The organism is Solimonas fluminis (assembly GCF_002930645.1).
GTDB lineage: Bacteria > Pseudomonadota > Gammaproteobacteria > Nevskiales > Nevskiaceae > Solimonas_A > Solimonas_A fluminis.
This window is the reverse complement of the sequence record NZ_PSNW01000012.1, coordinates 1-19,101: the sequence shown is the minus strand read 5'-3', so window position 1 is coordinate 19,101 and position 19,101 is coordinate 1. Positions and strand designations below refer to the sequence as shown.

Genomic DNA, 19,101 nt, shown 5'->3' with positions numbered 1-19,101 from the left:
GGCGCAGCGCAGCGTGCCGGACTCGAGAGCCTTCAGCACTGCGCGGGCTCCCCTGGTGGAGACGGCCCGGCGGGCAGCAATACCGTGTTGTTAAGGAGCACCGGCAGCAGGGCATGACCCGGGACTCGTTCGCGGATGCGTCGGCAGAGCCCTACTGGGTTAGCCCGGCAATCCTGACCTGCTGCCGGAAAGGCGGAAGAGCGGAGGGCATGTGCCGGGTGGATGCACTCGATCCCGGTACGCCCTGGGCCCCGGTCGCCGGTGGTTCCGGCGTGAGGCCAGGCTCGATGGAAATAGGCTACGCCTGCAGGAGCGGAACTCATAACGGAGTTCCGTTTTTCTTGAAGCAGAGGGGGATGCTTCCGCGGGGCGCTCGCGAGGGAAGGCGGGTCAAGGCCCGCCCTCCCTGCGCAGGCCGCGCTTCACGCGTCGGGGATTTCCGGGTCGGCGAGCTGCGCGAGCTGGGCCAGCGACTCCTGCCAGCCGAGGTAGCAGCCTTCTTCCGGGATCACGTCCGGGACGCCTGCCTGCACGATGCTGATCTCCGTGCCGCAGGACACCTTCTTGAGAATGATGGTCACGGTCATCTTGCCCGGCAGGTTGGGGTCTTCGAACTGGTCGGTGTGGACGATGCGCTCGTTGGGCACCAGCTCGAGGTATTCGGCGCGGAAGAAGTGGGCGCCGCCGGTGGTGAAGTTGGTGAAGGACATGCGGTAGCCGCCGCCGACCTTGGCCGAGAACTCGTGGATCCGGGCGGTAAAACCGTTGGGCGGCAGCCACTTGCAGAGGGCGTCGGCGTCGGTGAAGGCGCGGTAGACGCGCTCCGGCGGGGCCTTGAGGACGCGGTGCAGGCGGATGGTGCTGGGCATGGTGGGCTCCTGATTCGGGGATAAAGCCGTTGTTGGCATCTATACGTCGAACGGGCGGGGCGGATTTCGACAGGTGGCGGAAAAAGGTCCGCCGGTTTCCTGTACACCAAGGCGGCCTGCGGGCCGGCGGTGGACATGCACCATCCCCGCGCGCCTACACTGCTGCACGGGCCTCACGGAGTACACGACACATGAGCTGGCGGAACACCTCCCTGCGTTATGGCTACCTGCCGGTGGCCCTGCACTGGCTGATGCTGCTGCTGATCGCGGCGACCTATGCCTGCATCGAGCTGCGCGAGATCTACGAGAAGGGCAGCGAGCCGCGCGAGGCGCTCAAGGCTTGGCACTTCAGCCTGGGTTTGGCGGTGTTCGGGCTGGTGTGGCTGCGCCTGCTGCTTCGCGTGGGGGCGCCGACACCGGCAATCGTGCCGCCGCCGCCGCGCTGGCAGCAGCGCCTGGGCGGCCTGATGCACCTGGCGCTGTACGCGTTGATGATCGGCATGCCGCTGGGCGGCTGGCTGGCGCTGAGCGCGGCCGGCAAGCCGGTGCCGTTCTTCGGCCTGGAGCTGCCGCCACTGCTGGGAGAGAACAAGGAGCTGGGCAAGACCGTGAAGGAGATTCACGAGACCGTGGGCCAGGTGGGCTACTGGCTGATCGGCCTGCATGCGGCGGCGGCGCTGGCGCATCACTACCTGCTCCGCGACAACACGCTGCGTCGGATGCTGCCGGGGTCAGGCTCAGCGGCTGGCTGATGTCCCCGCCGCTCTGAGGGCGGTGCCCGGTGGCGGGCGGCAGGAAAACGGCGCCGCTGCCGGATGCGGAATTGCCCTCCTCAGATCGCGCAGCCGGCCGACCGCAGGGCGCGGCGCAGGCTGGCGTAGTCCTTGGCTTGTGACAGCGCGAGCGGCGGCGTGCTCTCCGCCACGCGGCCCATCTCGATCAGCGCCCATTGCACGGCGCGCGGCAGGTTGTCTTCCGGCTGTGCCTGCAGCAGCGACTGCAGGGGCTTCTGCAGGGCCTCCGCCTCTGCGCGGTCCCCCGACAGCGCCGCATCGTGCAGCTTGCGGACCATGCGCGGCACCAGGTTGGCGGTGGTGGAGACGCCGCCGGCAAAGCCTTCCAGCACGAAGGGCATGGCGGCAAGGTCATTGCCGGCATACAGCGCGAAGCCCACCGGCAGGTGCAGCGCCAGCAGCTCGCGCGCCCGGGTGATGTCCGAGGCGCCGTCCACGAAGCCGCTGACCCCTTCGATCCGCGCGAGCGCATCGACGGTGGACGGCGCGATCCGCTCCGCGCGGGAGCGCAGCAGCAGGGGCTGCTTCACGGCCTTGGCGACGGCTTCCACGTAACGCAGCAGCTTGTCCTTGGAGGGAAAGGGCGTAGCCGGCAGCGTGAGCAGCACGGCATCGACCCCCGCCTCGTCGGCGGCCCGTGCGAACTCCAGCGAGGTTTCGAGTTGGTCGGCACTCAGGCCGGCGATGACGGCGATGCGCCCCTCGGCCTGCCAGACCACGCGGCGCCAGAGCTCCAGGCGCTCCTCGGCATCCAGGTCCAGCGCGGCATCGAGCGTGTCGCCCACCAGCAGTGCGGCGCTGCCCTCCACCACATGCCAGTCCACCAGGGCTTCCAGGCTTTCGAACTTGATGGCGCCGTTGGAATCGGCGGGAGTGACCAGCTCGACGATGCTGCCCTTGATCATGGGGAGGTTCCTGGCAGAAGCGAAGGCGCCAGTATAACCACGTGCCGGACACTTTCTGCCCAGGTGCGACCCTGCGGCGGGGAGGCTGGAGATCGAACCCCGGATTGCACAAGAATGGTGCGCCGCCGGCAGGTGGAAAGGCGGCTTTGGCGGAGTAGCTTGTCCGCCCTTGAACCAGGAGAGCCGTGTTCCGATGGCGCGCGCCAGCCAAGCAAAGCGAAATGTCGTGCTGATGTACGGCGAGCCGGACCGGTTCCCGCCGCTGCTGGATGCGGAGCCGGCAGTGCCCGATGCAGGCATCGTGGTAAAGGCCAAGGTCTGGCGCTGGAAGGAGGACTCCGGCTGGCACTTCGCGACGGTGCCCAAGGCGCAGTCCGAACAGATCCGCAGCAAGGCCGCAGGCGCGAAGCGCGGCTGGGGATCGGTGCCGGTGCGGATCCGGATCGGCGAGACGGAATGGGAGACCTCGCTCTTCCCGCAGGGCAAGACCGGCACTTACCTGTTCGCGCTCAAGGCGAGCGTGCGCAAGGCGGAAGGGATCGAGGAGGGGAGGGTGGTGACGGCGACGGTGGTGCTGAGGAAGTAGGGAGCCCGGCATCCGCCCCGCTTACTGCCCGCCCCGGCGCAGCGGCCAAGGATTTGGCCTGCCAGGGTGGCTACATTGGGGTAAACCCACTTCCGGACCGACTCACGCCCATGGCCACCCAGACCAAGACCCGCAAGAAGACCGCCAAGCCCGCCGCCAAGGCCGCGGCTCCAAGGAAGGCCGTTAAGGCTGCGGCGCCGAACACCGTCACCGTGGACGGCAAGCAGCGCTACTACGAGCCGGCGCCCCAGGGTATCGACGTGGAGTCCTTCCGCCAGGTGGTGAGCAGCCGCCGCTCCGTCCGCAAGTTCACCAACAAGCCGATCCCCCAGGCCGTGCTGGATGATTGCCTGGACATGGCGCTGCTGGCGCCCTGTTCCTCCGGGCTGCAGCCCTGGGAGTTCTACGTGGTGAAGTCCGCCGACAAGAAGGCGCGGCTGGTGAAGGCCTGCATGAGCCAGTTGGCCGCCAAGACCGCCGCCGAGCTGATCGTCTGCGTGGCGCGCACGGACCGCGTGCAGGAGTTCTCCCGCAAGATGCTGCGCGAGTGGCCGATGCCGGACGTGCCGGTGCTGGTGAAGCGCTACTACCAGCTGATCCCCTACAACTACGCGCCGGGCCCGCTGAACAGCTTTGCCATGGTGAAGAAGGCCGCCACCGCCGCCGGAGGCCTGCTGGCCGCCGTGCCGCGCGGCCCCTACACCAGCGCGGAGGTGAAGCTCTGGGCCGCCAAGAGCACGGCGCTGGCCTGCGAGAACCTGGTGCTGGCACTACGCGCGCACGGCTACGACAGCTGCATGATGGAAGGCTTTGACGAGGTGCGGGTGCGCAAGCTGCTGAAGCTCGACGATGCGGCGTTCCCGATCATGGTGGTGGGGGCCGGTGAGCGTGCAGCGGATGGGGTGTTTTGGCAGCAATTGCGGTTTGAGCGGGAGCTGTTTGTGCACGAAGTGTAGCGGACAGACTACCGCTGGGCTCTCATGCATTTAGTTCCACCGAAGGGGTTGGAGTAATTTGCTCCGACCCTTAAATCCGCAGGAACAACTGCGGGCCGAGCCGGATAGGGCTGGAGGCGGCTTACCTGGAACTGGGGTTGGCGCTGATGGCGGCTGGGGCGAGGGGGGGCTGAAGGGGGGGCGGCCGGTGGCCGGTAGGGCTGGGTAAATCAATCCGTTCTATTTTCCGGACCTAGGGGCGGTGCTGCTGAGCGGATCATATGGCCCTCAAGGTTCTTTTTTTGTAATGTCTCTGGTAAGGTCAACAGAGCCCTGATATCTGTTCCATGGAGTACTTCTGCATGTCTAAGCCAATACTTTCTGAAGTATCTTTTGGACCTGCAACCATACAAAAACTCAGGCGAATATCGCTGGACTCCAATCTCCTTAGAACGCTTGGCCTGACGGAGGGGGATAGCCTGGAAGTCGCCCTGCTGGTGGAAACGGGCGAAATTCGATTGCGAAAGATGGCCGCCTCGAAGGGGGCAGCGAAGAAAGGCGAGGGCAAATAATGGGACGGCCTTTGCACCCACAACTAGGTTCCGCAGCCAATGAATTGGCACCTATTTCCATAGCGCGCAAACGCGAGTTAGGCGCTTTCTATACTCCCCCTGAAATTGCCAGGGTCCTATGCGATTGGGCTATTCGAGACTCATCCGAGAAAGTACTCGAACCGAGCTTCGGAGGCTGCACGTTTCTGGAGGCTTCCGCGAATCGCATGAAAGCTTTGGGGGCCAGTCCGGGTGAATGTCTATATGGGTGTGACATTGACCCGAATGCATTTAGCTTTCTTCGTGAACGTCTTCCGACGGTAAGTTTGAAGAAGTTCTATCTATGCGACTTCCTTGAGCTAGGATTTGACCGTGTGCCATCCGGTGGGATGTCGGCGGTTATTGGAAATCCTCCGTATGTGAGGTTTAGCAAACTATCAGCGCTTCAAAAAAAAGCAGTCTCCGATTGGGAAAAAAAATACGAGATTAGTCTCAATAGGCGCGCAAGTCTGTGGGCGTATTTCTCATTTCACGCACTCCACTTTCTACAGGAAGGGGGACGGCTAGCATGGGTCCTTCCGGTGAGTTTCTTCACGGCCCAGTACGCAGCGCCACTCAGAAAGAAGCTGTCGCGGAGCTTTCATAAGATTGCATACATAACGCTAACCGAAAGAATTTTCTTGTCTGAGGGGACTGAAGAGCGTGCTGTGATCATCTTGGCAGATGGCTTTGGACAACATCAAGATGAAGCTCACACGACGTTTCAGTGTTTAGAGAAGGCCTCAGATTTGGGAGCAGTAGTTTCTCAATGGCAGCACCACAACATAGAGACAACGGAAAGTGATGGGCTTAATGGGCACGGATTGGTGCCCAAAGAGATTGGACAGATTTTGACCGATCTTCAAGACAGCATTGGCGTTACTCTGTTTGGAGATTTAGCGCATATTGCTATAGGCGTGGTCTCTGGAGACGCTAAGTTCTTTATCCGCACCTCGGAAGATTGGCGCTTAAGCGGTATTTCTGAGACACATTTAAGTTACGTTGCACCTCCGAGCCGCTGGATGCCGGGGATTAGCCTTAGTAAGGCAGATCGTGTGTTGCATGAGAGACAGGGAATTGCTTGCGTGGCTTTAAGCCCTCAGGGAAATCCACGCAGTCTTGCGCTCAAAAACTACCTCGAGTCTTATGATCAGGCAAAGCTGAAAAGAAACGCGACCTTTAAAAAGCGCTCTGAATGGTTTCGCTTCTTGGACGACAACGAACCTGATGCATTCCTGGTCTTTATGACTCATCTTGGACCGCGGCTTGTCGTGAATGCAGCGGCGGCGAACGCGACGAATGCACTGTATCGAGTGAATTTCAAGCGTTCTGGAAAAACGAGAGCGAAGCTCGTTGCGATTGCCATGCAGACAACTTTTACGCAGCTTTCCGCAGAAAAGCTGGGGACCGCCAGAGGCTCTGGAGCGCTGAAACTGGAGCCAAGCGATGTCAAGAAACTGCCCCTTTTCTTGCCGAAGAGGAGCGCCCTTCAGGTTCGCAAGGCCTTTGCAGTGATTGACCAGTACCTGCGGGGAGGGGAAACGGCACTGGCGAGAAGACACGCCGATCAGTTTATCTTTTCGCGCTCGAAGAAGTTCAGGAGTGTGATGGATAGGCTGGAGTCAAGTTTAGAGACTGCCCGCCGGCGTAGGATTCGAAACGGCTTCGAGGGTTAAAGAATGACGAAATCAATAAGAGGTTCGCTTGAGGAAGCTCTGCAAGAAGAGTCCCTCGACTACGCCCGTATCTTAAGTCTTGCGCATGACCTTTCGAAGGAGGACTCCTCGAGGGTGCGATTCTCCGTCGACGCCAGCCACATATCCCGACTAGGCCTTGAGCTTGTTTCAAAGCAAGAAACTGCAATTTCTGAGCTCATAAAGAACGCTTATGACGCGGATGCGGTTACGGTAGACGTTGTATTCAAGGACTCGGACGAGCCAGGTGGAATTCTGGAGATTATAGACTCTGGGAATGGAATGTCCCGCGAGCAGTTGTTAAATGGGTTTATGCGTATCTCCACCACTGACAAGATGTCTGAGCCCAGGTCCCCTGGTTTTGGGCGTCAACGCGCCGGGCGAAAGGGGATTGGTAGATTTGCCGCGCAGCGTCTGGGAAGGCGTCTTCATATCTCTACGCAACAAGCAGGCGCTGGAGATTCCTTGGAGGTAGAGATTGACTGGGACAGATTCTCTGCAGGCGTCGATTTGTACTCTGTATCGAATGAGATACGCGTTTGCCCGGCAAAGGCTTCTGCGGGAACAACGGTAAAAATATTCGACCTCCGCGACTCTTGGTCAGAAGCGCAGATTCGGCGAGCGTACCGATATGTCTCTGACCTGCTTCATCCCTTTCCTATCGAGCGCCGAAAGCGCTTGGTGGATGCCGGCATTCAGATCCCATCTAGTACGGATCCTGGATTTAAGGCTACCTTCTACAAGGAGCAGGAGGGGGACATAGTTTCCATCGCAAGTGATGAGCAGGATATTTTGGGAAATGCTGCCGCCAAATTGACGGCGTATGTCGACGGCAGTGGACGTGTGATGTACGACCTTTCGTCGGGGCGCTACAAGATTGACAAGAAAGCCGTTCCTCTCAGGTTCGAATCAAAGCTTCGCCCGAAAGGAAGTCAGACCTTTGATGCATACAGTCGACTATCTGGCGTCCATTTAACCGCACATTATTTCATCCAAGAGGAGTTACCAGCAGGCACGAGAGGTATGGTTCGTGAGATTTTGAACAGAACTGGGGGCATTCGCGTCTATCGGAATGGTTTTCGGGTTCTTCCTTACGGAGAGAGTTTTGATGATTGGCTTGGGTTGCAGCGATCCAGTGCGCTACGTGAATTGCTTCCGCCGCACTCAAACACCAATTTCATTGGCCTTGTTGAAGTAGATGACATTGATGGAACTAGGTTTCAGGAAACGGCGAGTCGAGAAGGACTTATCGAGAATGAAGCCTTTTTGCAGCTTCAGGACTTTTCTTATAGGGCCCTGATGGCTGCCGTTATAGAAATTGCACGCGCGAGGAATAGAAAGGTTTTCGCGTCTGATGAGAAGCCGACAAAGAAACCATCAGGGGAGCAGAAAGGTGATGGAGAAAGTGTCTCAGAGAAGGCAAAAAATGTAGCGACTAAGTTGCGGTATTTGGCAAAAAATGCCGACTCGGCAGCAGTGGTTGACCCACCGTCTTCATCCCCTGCTCCTGAAGGGCTGGAGTCACCGGACGAGCAGTCAGCTGATACCGCGCAGGCCCTAAAAGCTTTGGCAGATGAAGTTGAGGAGATTGGAGCGGCCTCTCGTGAGGCTCTAGAAGAAATTGGAATGTTGCGCGTGCTGGCCAGCCTCGGTCTCACCATAGGGGAATTTACCCACGAGGTTCGCCATACACTGGCAGCCTTAGCCATTGCGATAGAGGGAATCGGGTCCGGCTCCTCGGTCAATGAAGCTCTTTCGAAAGAATTGACCGAGCACGTGCTACTCCTGCGTGGGTACCTGCGCTACTTCGACGACGCAGTTACACAAAATGCACATCGTCGGCTAGAGGTCCATGAGCTTCGGGATATTGTTAACGAGTTCGTTGAAGTTCTTCGTCCTACGTTAAAGCGTCAGAATGTCAGCGTTGAGGCGAAGTTCAATGGGTATGACCTCTTTACGAAGCCGATGCATAAGTCCGAATGGGCTTCTACCCTTTTAAATCTACTCACAAACTCTCTGAAGGCGATTCAACGTGCGGGAGTTGAAGGCAGGATATTCATCGCCGCTGGAGCAGTGGACGGGAATCTTCAGATTGATTTCTCTGACAATGGAGATGGCATCCCCAAGGAGAATTGGGGGGCAGTCTTTGATGCGTTCTTTACAACGAGCGCTCCTCCGGGAGCCTTGGCGTCGCATTCGGAGCAGCTAGTGGGCACCGGATTGGGGCTGAAAATTGTTAAAGACATTTTTGATGGGGTAGGAGGCGATATCGAGGTGGTTTCCCCTCCGGACGGTTTTTCCACGTGCATGCGCCTTACCATTCCGAGAGCGACTAAGGACCAGATCGGCGATGAGCAATATTGAATACCTCTGCATTGATGATCAGCAAGGCATAACCATCGATCCATTGCTGGGACGTTTATCGGAAAGCGGGACGGTAACATTCCAACGCTCCACTCCACGGGGGCTGGAGGAGCAGCTCCCAGCTATTGAGGCCTTTATTAGGTCAAAGCAGGGTGGGCTGACAGGAATTCTTTTAGATTTGAGGTTGGATGTTGACGCGGATGAAAGCGGAAAGAGGGTTGCATATCGCGGTCCTACGTTGGCTCAGGAGCTAAGAACCCGCATGGCAGAGGGAGGATTGCCGCCATTCCCAATTGTTCTTTGGAGTGTTAACGCAAAGTTCAGGCAATCTTATACAGGTGACGAGTCTTCGCATGATCTTTTCGATGATATTTATGAGAAAGATCGTGAGATTGCTGAGAACCCGGCTCTGGTCTCTAAGAAGCTTGCCGCGCTCGCACACGGATACGCGGCGTTGCGAGGGATTTCTCGCGAAAATGCAATTTCAGTGCTAGGCCTCGATGCAGAGAAAGAGTCTCCGCTCTACCTTCAATTTCTCGCGGAGTACTTGGATGCCGTAACTCGTTCCCCGAGTGAGGTTGGTCACTTCTTACTGAATGATCTGGTCAGGCCGAGCGGTTTGCTTATTACCGAGGAAATGCTTGCGGCGCGCTTGGGAGTCGATATTAGTGCGTCCGGCGATCAATGGGGACAGATTAAGTCTGCGCTTGGACAAGCAAGATATTCAGGCCCGTTTTCAGATGGGTGGCCCCGCTGGTGGTGGTTCAGAGTTGAAGATTGGTGGGCGAGTCTAGGAAAGCAATCGCCGGAAATTCGGCGTCTAGCAGCCGAGGAGCGCGTAGCGTACTTGGGAAAAATGCTTGGTCTAAGTTTGACATCGGCGAAGCCAATTGAAGGCGCGGCGAGCACCAAATATTTCACCCTCTGTGCTGGACTAGGCTTACCTTTGGATCCGTTAGACGGCCTTAAAACTTTTAAACGCACCACGCATGCATGGCATGACGCTTCGTATGTCTCCATTTATGCTGCCTTGGAAAGGATTGCGCGATCGCAGTGGCAGTTGGACCCGCTGGAGCGAGACCGTTTGGCGAGGATCAAGGAAAGCCGGGGCTGAGCCGTGGCGAAAAAGGTAAATCCCGAAGTTGTGCGGCGTACTATCTCAAGCGATCTTATTCAGCTGTCACAGGTTCTAGAGCGGAAGGCCTCTGGAGTAATTCTAAATCCAGAGGTTTTGAAGTCTTCCGCCAACGCAGTGACTCGAAATACGAGTGGATATGTATGGCGCTATGAGATAGCAGGGTTGCAGCTCAGGGTTCAGGTGCCCAGGAATAGTTTGCCGACAAGTTGTGCAGGCACGCTTACCATCGAAGCTGATCTAACTCTGGCTGGGGATTGTAGTGAAGAGTTGCCCGACCAGGTGACCCACTTAATTCTTCAAATACTTATTCGGTCTGATGCGGGTGAGCATGTATGCGCTTGGCATTTTGATCGACATATCGAGGAAGGAAACCCTCCTTTAGAAGCGCATCCTTTGTTCCACTTCCAACATGGTGGTCATGCGATGCACCCGCATGCAGAGAGCCTTGGAAAATCATTGCTTCTGCCCGCTCCAAGGCTGGCATTTCCTCCGATGGATGCAGTAATGACGATTGATTTCATCCTTTCAAACTTTGCTGGAGAATGTTGGAAAGTCCTACGAGAGGAACCTCTCTATGTGCGACTGCTCCGTGAATCGCAAGAGCTTTTCCTTCGGCCATATGTAGAGCGAATAGCGAGCTGGTGGACTCTAGGCCCCAAGCCGGATGAAAAAATTCGTGCCCTTATGCCTCATTTGATATAGCTGAAAGAAAAACTAAAAGGCCGGCGCAGAAGCCGGCCTTTTAGTTTCATTCACTTCTAAGACGAGCGCGCACTCAATCCCAGCTCAGCGCACCACCCGTCTGATACTCCGTCACGCGCGTCTCGAAGAAGTTCTTCTCCTTCTTGAGGTCCAGCACCTCGCTCATCCACGGGAACGGGTTCTCGGCGGCCGGGTAGAGCGGCTTGAGACCGATCTGGGCGCAGCGGCGGTTGGCGATGAACTTCATGTACTCGTTGAACATGCTGGCGTTGAGGCCGAGCACGCCGCGGGGCATGGTGTCATGCGCGTACTTGATCTCCAGCTCAGTGGCCTCGCGGATCATTTCGAGGGCGCTGGCCTGGAACTCGGCGGTCCACAGGTGCGGGTTCTCGACCTTGATCTGGTTGATCACGTCGATGCCGAAGTTCATGTGCATGGCTTCGTCACGCATGATGTACTGGATCTGCTCGGAGACGCCCACCATCTTGTTGCGGCGGCCGAAGCTGAGCAGTTGCACGAAGCCCACGTAGAAGAAGATGCCCTCGAACACGACGTAGAAGGCGATCATGTCGCGCAGGAAGCGCTGGTCGGTCTCCGGGGTGCCGGTGTGGAATTCCTGGTCGGCCAGGGACTGGGTGTACGGCAGGGCCCAGGCGGCCTTGTCGTGGATGCTGGGCACCTCACGGTACATGTTGAAGACCTCGGCCTCGTCCAGGCCCAGGCTCTCGATGCAGTACTGGTAGGCGTGGGTGTGGATCGCTTCTTCAAACGCCTGGCGCAGCAGGTACTGGCGGCACTCAGGATTCGTGAGGTGGCGGTACACGGCCAGCACGAGGTTGTTGGCCACCAGGGAGTCGGCGGTGCTGAAGAAGCCGAGCGAGCGCTTGATGATCATGCGCTCGTCTTCCGTCAGGCCGTTGGGATCCTGCCAGAGCGCGATGTCGGCGCTCATGTTGATCTCCTGCGGCATCCAGTGGTTGTTGCAGGCGTCCAGGTACTTCTTCCAGGCCCATTCGTACTTGAAGGGGACGAGCTGGTTGAGGTCGGCGCGGCAGTTGATGATCTTCTTGTCGTCCACCTGGATGCGGCGGGCGCCCATCTGCAGGTCTTCAAGACCCGTGGCGCCGGCTTCGACATGAGCCTGGGTGGTGGTCAGCTTGAAGTCGCCGGCGGCCGGGATCGGCGGCACCGGGCTGGGGTGCACGTCGGCCACGGCGCCCATGACGACGGCGGCGTGGGCGGCGGAGCGCGGCGCCTGCGGGGCGGCGGGCTTCGGGGTGGGGATGGTCGGTTCGTCGTCCCAGGTCAGCATGATGGATTCGCTCCTTGAGTCTCCGGGTGCCTGGCCCGGGTGCGTGTTTATTCGTCGCGCTTGGCTGCGTTCTTTGGGCCGCTGGTGGCCCCTCCCCCGGTCGCTGTGCGGCATGACTCGCGACATGCTCTGCTTGGACAGCGCCCGGGGAGAAAGATTGCGCCCGGGCGGGGGAGACGTCAAGTGAAAAATACTACAGCTTGTGGCTGTTTTGTGGCCGGGCGCCTATATCTAGTAAACCGCATGGGGTTTATGCCCCGCTTATGGGCGAGTTGCTGACGGCTTATGCACAGGTTTCGGGCGGGTTTGTGCAGTGTTGGGGCCGATTCCGGGCTCCGGGTGGAGCGGGGGCCTCTTTTCGGGCGCGGGAACCGCTTGTCGGGTGGGGGATGGCCAGGATTGTTTAATCTTTTGTCACAGTCCGGGCTTGGAGTCCCGAAACTGCGGGGTTGTGAATTTATATTGTATTTTGAATCTAAAATTAGTTGACGCACACAGATCGGCCCCGGATGTGCCCTGCGCGGCGCCGGGGATCAGACGGGGCCGCCGGTCCCGAGTGCCGGGGGGGCGGTACGAGGTATCGCGGGCGCCGGCAGGCACGGGGCGGTGTGATGAAACATCGAATGAATTGTTTGTGATATTAAATTGGTTATAAATGTCAATTAAAAATAAAAAAACACAGTGAAGGTTCATCAGCGCCGTGCATTGAATCGCCTATGCCCAGCGGCCAGACTGGCGCCCCCAAACCGAGCGGGCAGGTGAACCGGATGAGCACGGCGAAGCACACGGCGGCGAGCTTGCGGGCCATGAAGGCGGTGGCGCGGATCCCGATGCTGACGGCCTACACCACGCCGGTGGCGCGGGCGCTGGAGAAGGCCCGCGTGCCGGTGCTGCTGGTGGGCGACACGGTGGGCATGGTGGAGATGGGTTTCGACAGCACGCGCCAGGTGACGCTGGACCACATGTGCTACCACGTGGGCGCGGTGCGCCGCGGCGCGCCGGCCACGCACATCATTGGCGACCTGCCCTACGAGACCGACGGTGATCCGGAGACGGCGCTGCGCAGCGCGCGTGCGCTGATCACCGCCGGTGCGGACAGCGTGAAGCTGGAGGGGCCGAAGCTGGAGGTCATCCGCCATCTGGTGGCGCAGGGCATCGACGTGGTGGGGCACACGGGGCTGACGCCGCAGACTTCCACGAACTTCAAGCAGGTAGGGCGCGAGGCGCCGGATGCGCAGCGCATCCTGGACGAGGCTCGCGCCATCGCGGGCGCGGGGGCCTTCCTGGTGGTGCTGGAGCACATCCCCGCCGCGCTGGGCGAGGCGGTGACGCGGGCCATCGCGGTGCCGACCATCGGCATTGGCGCGGGCTCCGGCTGCGATGGCCAGGTGCTGGTGATCAACGACGCGATGGGCCTGGGCGAGCGCTGGCCGCCGTTCTCGCGGCAGTACGCGTTCATGGGACAGGCGATCGTGGACGCGGCGGCGACGTACGTGGGACAGGTGACGGGCGGGACGTATTGAGGGGCGCAGCGCGGCCGTTCGCCCTGTGCAGGTTCACCTGGAGGCGTCTGTTTTTGGCGGGGCGACCGGCGGCAACGTCCAGCGCGCGAAGACATACGGCCTATCGATGCGAATCGTCATTGCAGGACGCCGATGCGCCACCGCATTTCCGGCCCAGAACATGCAGGAGCGAATCAATCCGAACTCTGCTGGTCTGAATCCGGATTGATGTGAACTGTCTTGGAGCAAGAATGAGCCTGGCGATAGCGACGCGGAAGTTTCATAAGGAATTTTTGGATATCGACAGCAGAGGGGCGCTTCGAAAGTTCATTCGAGGGCGCGGGCTGCAGAAAACCACCCGTCGTTGCGGTGAAACGCACGATTGGGTCGATACCTATTTCCTGGACGACGGATACCACTCCGTTACCTTGGTGCACAAGCATGATCGAATCAACCGCAAGACATTTCTGAAGAGGAATGCGGCGGCGGTTTCGGTGAAGTCCCGAACGGGCGAGGCCGAGTGGAACAGCCTCGTTTTCATGGAGAAGACGCAGTAGCTGTGCGGAACCCGGAAAAGGCAGAAGAGCCTAGCCCGCGCTCCTCCTGAGCGCCGACGGTGCCTGCCCGAACCAGCGGCGGCAGGAGCGCGTGAAGGCGCTCTGCTCGGAGAAGCCGAGCATGCCGGCGAGCTGGCCCAGGGGGATGCGCGTCTCGCGCAGGTAGCGCAGCGCGGCTTCCTGGCGCAGTTCTTCGCGGATGGCGTCGAAGCCGCTGCCCTCGGCGTCCAGGCGGCGCTGCAGGGTGCGCGGGTGCATGCCCAGCAGTTCCGCGACGGCGTCCTTGCTGCCCTGCGGGGTGCCCAGGGTGCGGCGCAGCACCTGGCGCACGCGCTCGCCCAGGGCCTGGTCCGGCGAGCCGAAATGCGTGGCGAGGTAGTCCACGGCGATCTGGCGCAGCGTGTGGTCCACGGTCTTGAGGTTGCTCTCCAGGGTGCGGCGGCTGACATGCAGTCCGGCGCGCGGCTGGCCGGGGAGCACCGGGGCCCTGAAGACCTGGCGGTAGGTGGACAGCGGCGCGAGCGGACTGTGCGCCAGGGTGACGGCGCGCAGCTCGTAGTGCGGGCCGGCCAGCAGTTGCGAGATATGGTGCAGGTCCGCCAGGCAGAGGTCTTCGGTCTGGCGCCGCACGGCGCCGCCTTCCACCCGCACTTCAATGGAGATTTCGGCGCCGTCGCGGATCACGGGGCTGTTGTCGTGCACGCTGAGCACGATGCCGGTGCTGTGCACGAAGAGGTAGCGGCTGGCGTAGTCCAGGGCGCTTTTCACGGTGGGGGCGTTGCGCAGGACGATGGCCAGCGGGCCGAGCACGCTGATGTCCTGGCTGCGGGACATGCGCAGGCCGAAGTCGGGGGTGCGGGTTTCCGCGGCGCTCAGTTCCAGCAACTGCACGGTGGAGCGCAGCGGCAGCAGGGCGTCGTCGTCATCCAGGGACCTGGCGGGGATGCGGCAGCGGCGCAGCAGGCGCGCGGGGTCGTGCCCCAGCGAGCGCATCAGCTCCCGGTATCCCCTCGCACCGCTGGCCCGCACCAGGGTTCCCATGTCCCGTAATGTCAAATCTCTGTCTCGTGGAGTCAAGTCTTTGGCCGGGAGCGGGGGCAAGATGCCGATGGGTTGCCGAGGGCCGCTCGGTTGCCACGGCAGGGCTTTGCCCCTCACCCCGACCCTCTCCCCGCCAGCGGGGAGAGGGGGTCAGAAAATTTCGAGGAGATTCCCGGTGCAGGACAACCATTACGACGTGCTCATCATCGGCGCCGGCCTGTCCGGCATCGGCGCCGCCTGCCACCTGGCGCGGGAGCTGCCGCAGAAGCGGGTGGGCATCCTGGAGCGGCGGCAGGCCATCGGCGGGACCTGGGACCTGTTCCGCTACCCGGGCATCCGCTCGGACTCGGACATGTGCAGCTTCGGCTACCAGTTCCGCCCCTGGAACGATACGCGCGTGCTGGCGGACGGACCTTCGATCCGCCGCTATGTCACGGAGACGGCGCGCGAGTACGACGTGGAGAGGAAGGTGCGCTTCGGCCTGAAGACCACGCGCGCGGAGTGGAACGGTGCGGCGGGGCTGTGGACGGTGACGGCGCTGGAGGAGGGCAGCGGGCAGGCGCTGGCCTTCACGGCGAAGTTCCTGCTGAACTGCACGGGCTACTACAACTACGACCAGGGCTACCTGCCGGTCTTCCCGGGGGTGGAGACGTTCCGCGGCCTGCGCATCCATCCGCAGCACTGGCCGGAGGGGCTGGACTACCGCGGCAAGCGCGTGGTGGTGATCGGCAGCGGTGCCACGGCGGTGACGCTGGTGCCGAGCATGGCGGCCGAGGCAGGGCACATCACGATGCTGCAGCGCTCGCCGGGCTATGTGTTCTCGCTGCCGGGCGTGGACAAGATGACCGGCGTTCTGCAGAAGCTGATGCCGGTGCAGTGGGCCTACCGGCTGGCGCGCCAGCGCAACATCTTCACGCAGCAGCTGGCGTACAAGGCCTGCCGGCGCTGGCCGGGGCTGATGCGCGGGGTGCTGCTGCGCCGCGTGGCCAGGAGCCTGGGGCCGGGAGCGGACATGAGCCACTTCACGCCGAAGTACCAGCCCTGGGACGAGCGGCTCTGCGCGGTGCCGGACGAGGATCTGTTCAAGGTGATCCGCGAGGGCAAGGCCAGCGTGGTGACGGGGCATATCGAGACCTTCACCGAGCGGGGCATCCGGCTGCAGTCGGGCCAGGAGCTGGAGGCGGACATCGTCATCACGGCCACGGGGCTGCAGGTGCAGGTGGGCGGCGGCATGGAGATCCGCGTGGACGGCAAGCCCCTGCGCATCGGCGACCAGATGACCTACAAGGGCGTGCTGATCGAGGGGGTGCCGAACCTGGGCTGGATCTTCGGCTATACCAATGCGTCGTGGACGCTGAAGTCGGACATCGCGTCGCGTTATCTCTGCCGCCTGCTGAAGCATATGGATGAGAGGGGCGTGGACGTGGCGACGCCGCATGCGCCGGCGGGGCAGAAGCTGGCGGAGTCGGTGTTCGGTGCGCTGCAGGCGGGCTATGTGAAGCGTGACGTCAACGCGATGCCGCGCCAGGGCCGCGACTATCCCTGGCGGGTGCTGCACGACTACAAGCGGGACCGGGTGATGCTGCTGCAGCAGCCGGTGGATGACAGCCTGCTGGAGCTGCGCAAGACTGCGGCCCTCGCACGCGCGGCCTGAGGACAAGGACATGGGCAAGCTGGATATGCAGTCGGTGGATTCTCCCTTTCACAGCCAGGGTACGCGCTGCGCCGGCACGCTGCTGCTGCCGCCGCGGGCGAAGCGGCCGCCGGTGATCGTGATGGCGCATGGCTTCGGGGCGATACGGGCCGCCGGCCTGTATGCGTTCGCGGAGCGCTTCGTGAAGGCGGGCTATGCGGTGTTCCTGTTCGACTATCGCGGCTTCGGCGACAGCGAGGGTGAGCCGCGGCACTGGGTGAGCCCGCGCCGCCACCTGCAGGACTGGAAGGCGGCCCTGGTGCATGTGCGGAAGCTGCCGCAGGTGGATGCCTCGCGCCTGGTCCTGTGGGGCAGTTCGTTCTCCGGCGGGCATGTGCTGCAGACGGCGGCGGAGGACGGCAGCGTGGCGGCGGTGATCGCGCAGGTGCCGCATGTCAGCGGGCTGGCCAGCGTTTCGAAGGTGCCGCTGGCGTCGCTGGTGAAGCTGTCGGTGGCGGCGCTGCGCGACGTGGCGGGCAGCCTGGTGGGCCGGCCCCACTACAGCCGCATCGTCGGCAAGCCCGGCGAACTGGCGGCCATGAGCAGCGCCGAATCCTGGGACGGCTACATGGCGCTGTTCCCGGAGGGGGCGCGCTGGGAGAACAAGGTGCTGTCGCGCATCTTCCTGGAGCTGCCGCTGTACAGCCCGGGGCGCTTCGCCTCGCGGGTGAAGGCGCCGACGCTGGTGGTGGCGGGGCGGCAGGACTCGGTGACGCCGCCCAAGGCGGCGCAGCGCGCGGCGGCCCGGCTGCCGCAGGGCGAGTTCGAACTGCTGGACAGCAACCACTTCCAGCCCTACGTGGATGCGATGTTCGAGAAGAACATCGGGCTGCAGCTGTCGTTCCTGCAGCGCAAGGTGCCGGTCGGGGCGTAGCCGGCCGGCGGGAGTCCGCCCGTGCCGGGCCTGGTGCGGCCTGGGCGGGCTTTCGCGCGGCGCTGGCGGCCGGCTCCCCGTTCGCACTTCGACAGGCCCCGTGCGAACGGGAGCGGAAGGTCCCGCCGGTGGCCGCCGCGCCTTTCCCCTTCGCCGCAAGGGGAAGGGGAAAGCAAAAATGACGCTTGCTGCACTGCGGCGAGCGCGTCGCTTCTTCTGTCTTCATTCGTCCGTTGCACCGCGCTTGCGCATGCGCCGCGCGCATCGCGGCGCACATCTCCCGCGTTATCACATCGCGCGATTCGCGCTGTCCGTCACGTCCTACAAAGCACGCAGTGCAGCAAAGAAGCGCTCATGAAAGATGACGCTTGCTGCATTGCGGTATGTCGTTGATTCGCTGAAGGCAGACGCACGACCCGACGGGTCACTACCCATCGCACGTAGAGAAAACTACCCATTCGTGTAGTGCGGCACTTTCGGCGCGGGCCGTACTTTCCTCCCCGCTGCAAGAAGGACTTCGCGCGCCGTCACCGGTCGACGCGGGGCCAATGAACATAAGAATGAGGAGAGACATGGTGAACGACACCGACCACGGTGCCCGCGCCCCGGGACTTCACACCCCCGCCTTCGATACGGCGTCCCGCGCCGCACGTCCCCTGTACAACTAGAGACGGTGCCGCCGGCGCTGCCGGCGAGTCCGTCCGTGGAGCCCTCATGGACAACCTGCGCTTCCGCATCGCCAAGGCCGTGATCCGCAACAGCGGCATCTCGTGGGCGATCTTCATCGCCATCACGGTGTTCTTCGCCATCGGCATGAAGGACATCGAGCTGAAGACGATCTTCTCGGACCTGCTGCCGAAGGACGATCCCTTCGTGCAGGTCTACAAGGACCACCCGAACTTCGGCAACCCGCTGACCGTGACGCTGATGGTCAAGCGCAAGGACGGCGACATCTACAACCCGGAGACGCTGCAGAAGGTCTGGGACCTGACGCGCGACATCGACCTGGCGCCGGGCGTGGACCACGACCAGATCCTGTCGATCTCCACCGAGAAGGCGCGGTATGCGGAGGCCACGCCCTACGGCATCGACGTCAAGCCGCTGATGGAAGACCACGTGCCCAAGACGCCGGAGGAGATCGCCGAGTTCCGCGGCCGCGTCGACAAGAGCCCGGCGGCGCGCAACTTCCTGATCTCCGGCGACCAGTCGGCCACGCTGATCAACGCCACCTTCATCGAGCAGCGCCTGGACTACGGCGAGGTCTTCAAGTACGCGCAGGGCCTGGTGGAGAAGGCGCGGGACGCCAACCACGAGGTCTACATGGCCGGCCAGCCGGCGCTGACCGGCTGGGTCTACCAGTACCAGAAGCAGATGGTCTGGATCGCCGTCATGACCGTGGGCGCGCTGATCCTGTCGCTGGTCCTGTACATGCGCAACGTCGTGGGCGTGGTCACGCCCATCGTCACCAGCGCCGTGGCTGCGATCTGGGGCTTCGGCTTCGTCGGCTGGCTCAAGTCGCCGATCGAGCCGCTGCTGATGGTGGTG

17 protein-coding genes are annotated in these 19,101 nt (G+C 61.7%); 13 read left to right on the top strand and 4 right to left on the bottom strand.

Annotated features, from left to right (window positions below; translation table 11 throughout):
• Positions 1–422: 422 nt before the first annotated feature.
• The gene (locus C3942_RS17950; protein ID WP_104231746.1) at positions 423–869 is read right to left on the bottom strand and encodes an SRPBCC family protein; all 447 of its coding nucleotides are present in this window, start codon (positions 867–869) and stop codon (positions 423–425) included.
• 191 nt (positions 870–1,060) lie between these two features.
• On the opposite strand from C3942_RS17950, the gene C3942_RS17945 reads away from it, so the two are divergent.
• Entirely contained in the window at positions 1,061–1,621 is a 561-nt protein-coding gene (locus C3942_RS17945) for a cytochrome b (protein WP_104231745.1), read from the top strand.
• An 80-nt stretch (positions 1,622–1,701) separates the two neighbouring features.
• Here C3942_RS17945 and C3942_RS17940 read toward each other — a convergent pair whose 3' ends face one another.
• On the bottom strand, positions 1,702–2,568 hold the full coding sequence (locus tag C3942_RS17940; protein ID WP_165797518.1) for a dihydrodipicolinate synthase family protein: 867 nt from the start codon (positions 2,566–2,568) through the stop codon (positions 1,702–1,704).
• Between the two features lie 193 nt (positions 2,569–2,761).
• On the opposite strand from C3942_RS17940, the gene C3942_RS17935 reads away from it, so the two are divergent.
• The 7 genes from C3942_RS17935 to C3942_RS22115 all read left to right on the top strand — a co-directional run bounded on the left by C3942_RS17935 (position 2,762) and on the right by C3942_RS22115 (position 10,577).
• Positions 2,762–3,154 (top strand): DUF1905 domain-containing protein, encoded by a 393-nt coding sequence (locus tag C3942_RS17935; protein ID WP_207766141.1) that lies wholly within the window; start codon positions 2,762–2,764, stop codon positions 3,152–3,154.
• A 110-nt stretch (positions 3,155–3,264) separates the two neighbouring features.
• Entirely contained in the window at positions 3,265–4,110 is an 846-nt protein-coding gene (locus C3942_RS17930; RefSeq protein ID WP_104231742.1) for a nitroreductase family protein, read from the top strand.
• A gap of 341 nt (positions 4,111–4,451) precedes the next feature.
• Entirely contained in the window at positions 4,452–4,661 is a 210-nt protein-coding gene (locus tag C3942_RS22125) for a hypothetical protein (RefSeq protein WP_133164351.1), read from the top strand.
• Complete coding sequence (locus tag C3942_RS17925) at positions 4,661–6,355, top strand: Eco57I restriction-modification methylase domain-containing protein (protein WP_104231741.1); 1,695 nt, start codon at positions 4,661–4,663, stop codon at positions 6,353–6,355. Before C3942_RS22125 ends, C3942_RS17925 begins: the two co-directional genes overlap by 1 nt.
• A gap of 3 nt (positions 6,356–6,358) precedes the next feature.
• Positions 6,359–8,737, top strand: a complete 2,379-nt coding sequence (locus C3942_RS17920) for an ATP-binding protein (RefSeq protein WP_104231740.1) — start codon at positions 6,359–6,361, stop codon at positions 8,735–8,737.
• Positions 8,724–9,851 carry a hypothetical protein gene (locus C3942_RS22120; RefSeq protein ID WP_133164350.1) on the top strand — a complete coding sequence of 376 codons (1,128 nt, stop codon included), beginning with the start codon at positions 8,724–8,726 and terminating at the stop codon, positions 9,849–9,851. The genes C3942_RS17920 and C3942_RS22120 overlap by 14 nt, the downstream gene beginning before the upstream one ends.
• A gap of 3 nt (positions 9,852–9,854) precedes the next feature.
• A complete protein-coding gene (locus C3942_RS22115) occupies positions 9,855–10,577 on the top strand; it encodes a hypothetical protein (protein WP_133164349.1) in 723 nt (240 codons plus the stop codon).
• A gap of 73 nt (positions 10,578–10,650) precedes the next feature.
• Here the strand turns inward: C3942_RS22115 and C3942_RS17915 are convergent, their stop codons facing one another.
• A complete protein-coding gene (locus C3942_RS17915) occupies positions 10,651–11,889 on the bottom strand; it encodes a ribonucleotide-diphosphate reductase subunit beta (protein ID WP_243393663.1) in 1,239 nt (412 codons plus the stop codon).
• Between the two features lie 767 nt (positions 11,890–12,656).
• Here C3942_RS17915 and panB point away from each other — a divergent pair.
• Both panB and C3942_RS17905 read left to right on the top strand, forming a co-directional pair.
• Positions 12,657–13,412 carry a 3-methyl-2-oxobutanoate hydroxymethyltransferase gene (panB, locus tag C3942_RS17910; RefSeq protein ID WP_104231739.1) on the top strand — a complete coding sequence of 252 codons (756 nt, stop codon included), beginning with the start codon at positions 12,657–12,659 and terminating at the stop codon, positions 13,410–13,412.
• A 230-nt stretch (positions 13,413–13,642) separates the two neighbouring features.
• Positions 13,643–13,948, top strand: coding sequence for a hypothetical protein (locus C3942_RS17905; RefSeq protein ID WP_104231738.1), 306 nt, complete (start codon positions 13,643–13,645; stop codon positions 13,946–13,948).
• A gap of 30 nt (positions 13,949–13,978) precedes the next feature.
• On the opposite strand, the gene C3942_RS17900 is transcribed toward C3942_RS17905, so the two are convergent.
• The gene (locus C3942_RS17900) at positions 13,979–14,989 is read right to left on the bottom strand and encodes an AraC family transcriptional regulator (protein WP_104231737.1); all 1,011 of its coding nucleotides are present in this window, start codon (positions 14,987–14,989) and stop codon (positions 13,979–13,981) included.
• 175 nt (positions 14,990–15,164) lie between these two features.
• Between C3942_RS17900 and C3942_RS17895 the strand changes: the two genes are divergently transcribed.
• The 3 genes from C3942_RS17895 to C3942_RS17885 form a co-directional block, all read left to right on the top strand.
• A complete protein-coding gene (locus C3942_RS17895) occupies positions 15,165–16,643 on the top strand; it encodes a flavin-containing monooxygenase (RefSeq protein ID WP_243393661.1) in 1,479 nt (492 codons plus the stop codon).
• A 10-nt stretch (positions 16,644–16,653) separates the two neighbouring features.
• Entirely contained in the window at positions 16,654–17,556 is a 903-nt protein-coding gene (locus C3942_RS17890) for an alpha/beta hydrolase (RefSeq protein ID WP_207766140.1), read from the top strand.
• 714 nt (positions 17,557–18,270) lie between these two features.
• Positions 18,271–19,101 (top strand): RND transporter family protein (locus tag C3942_RS17885; protein ID WP_494546242.1); only part of this gene is annotated, 831 nt, incomplete at its 3' end.

Bases quoted from the DNA above. Each gene is read 5' to 3' on its own strand.
- C3942_RS22125 (WP_133164351.1), top strand. From the start codon at position 4,452: ATGTCTAAGCCAATACTTTCTGAAGTATCTTTTGGACCTGCAACCATA.
- C3942_RS17920 (WP_104231740.1), top strand. From the start codon at position 6,359: ATGACGAAATCAATAAGAGGTTCGCTTGAGGAAGCTCTGCAAGAAGAG.
- panB (WP_104231739.1), top strand. From the start codon at position 12,657: ATGAGCACGGCGAAGCACACGGCGGCGAGCTTGCGGGCCATGAAGGCG.
- C3942_RS17915 (WP_243393663.1), bottom strand. From the start codon at position 11,889: ATGCTGACCTGGGACGACGAACCGACCATCCCCACCCCGAAGCCCGCC.
- C3942_RS17925 (WP_104231741.1), top strand. From the start codon at position 4,661: ATGGGACGGCCTTTGCACCCACAACTAGGTTCCGCAGCCAATGAATTG.
- C3942_RS17935 (WP_207766141.1), top strand. From the start codon at position 2,762: ATGGCGCGCGCCAGCCAAGCAAAGCGAAATGTCGTGCTGATGTACGGC.
- C3942_RS17930 (WP_104231742.1), top strand. From the start codon at position 3,265: ATGGCCACCCAGACCAAGACCCGCAAGAAGACCGCCAAGCCCGCCGCC.
- C3942_RS17890 (WP_207766140.1), top strand. From the start codon at position 16,654: ATGGGCAAGCTGGATATGCAGTCGGTGGATTCTCCCTTTCACAGCCAG.
- C3942_RS17945 (WP_104231745.1), top strand. From the start codon at position 1,061: ATGAGCTGGCGGAACACCTCCCTGCGTTATGGCTACCTGCCGGTGGCC.
- C3942_RS22120 (WP_133164350.1), top strand. From the start codon at position 8,724: ATGAGCAATATTGAATACCTCTGCATTGATGATCAGCAAGGCATAACC.
- C3942_RS17950 (WP_104231746.1), bottom strand. From the start codon at position 869: ATGCCCAGCACCATCCGCCTGCACCGCGTCCTCAAGGCCCCGCCGGAG.
- C3942_RS17900 (WP_104231737.1), bottom strand. From the start codon at position 14,989: ATGGGAACCCTGGTGCGGGCCAGCGGTGCGAGGGGATACCGGGAGCTG.
- C3942_RS17940 (WP_165797518.1), bottom strand. From the start codon at position 2,568: ATGATCAAGGGCAGCATCGTCGAGCTGGTCACTCCCGCCGATTCCAAC.
- C3942_RS17905 (WP_104231738.1), top strand. From the start codon at position 13,643: ATGAGCCTGGCGATAGCGACGCGGAAGTTTCATAAGGAATTTTTGGAT.